This is a genomic window from Pseudomonas asuensis, from assembly GCF_014646755.1.
Classification (GTDB): domain Bacteria; phylum Pseudomonadota; class Gammaproteobacteria; order Pseudomonadales; family Pseudomonadaceae; genus Chryseomonas; species Chryseomonas asuensis.
Window position 1 is genome coordinate 1 of the sequence record NZ_BMNW01000079.1, and the last position, 845, is coordinate 845.

An 845-nucleotide genomic window follows, 5' to 3' on the forward strand; every position below is an offset into this window, starting at 1 on the left:
CTTTGTCCTGACCAATGCCCAGACGCTAAAGGCCGCAGGCTATAACGGTGATGCCATGAACGACTTGGCCGCACAGCCTGCCGCCGAGCAAACTTTTGTCTTAAATCACGGCCAGACGCTAGAGGCCGCAGGCTATAGCGGTTATGTCATGAACCGCTTGGCCGCACAGCCTGCCACCGAGCGAACTTTTGTCGTAACCCACGGCCAGACGCTAGAGGCCGCAGGCTATAACGGTGATGCCATGAACGGCCTGGCCGCACAGCCTGCCGCCGAGCAAACTTTTGTCGTAACCCACGGCCAGACGCTAGAGGCCGCAGGCTATAACGGTTATGTCATGAACCGCTTGGCCGCACAGCCTGCCGCCGAGCGAACTTTTGTCTTAACTCACGGCCAGACGCTAAAGGCCGCAGGCTATGACGGTGATGCCATGAACGACTTGGCCGCACAGCCTGCCACCGAGCGAACTTTTGTCTTAACTCACGGCCAGATGCTAGAGGCCGCAGGCTATAACGGTGATGCCATGAACGACTTGGCCGCACAGCCTGTCGCCGAGCAAACTTTTGTCTTAACTCACGGCCAGACGCTAAAGGCCGCAGGCTATAACGGTTATGTCATGAACCGCTTGGCCGCACAGCCTGCCGCCGGGCGAACTTTTGTCTTAACTCACGGCCAGACGCTAAAGGCCGCAGGCTATAACGGTGATGCCATGAACGACTTGGCCGCACAGCCTGCCACCGAGCGAACTTTTGTCTTAACTCACGGCCAGACGCTAAAGGCCGCAGGCTATTACGGTTATGCCATGAACGACTTGGCCGCACAGCCTGCCGCCGAGCGAGATGTAGTGG

The 845-nt window shown here is 58.2% G+C and carries 1 protein-coding gene; it reads left to right on the top strand.

Features of this window, described 5'->3' with window-relative positions:
* Window positions 1-845, top strand: an 845-nt coding sequence (locus IEX86_RS24750) for a hypothetical protein (protein WP_188868795.1), incomplete at both ends; no start/stop codon positions are given.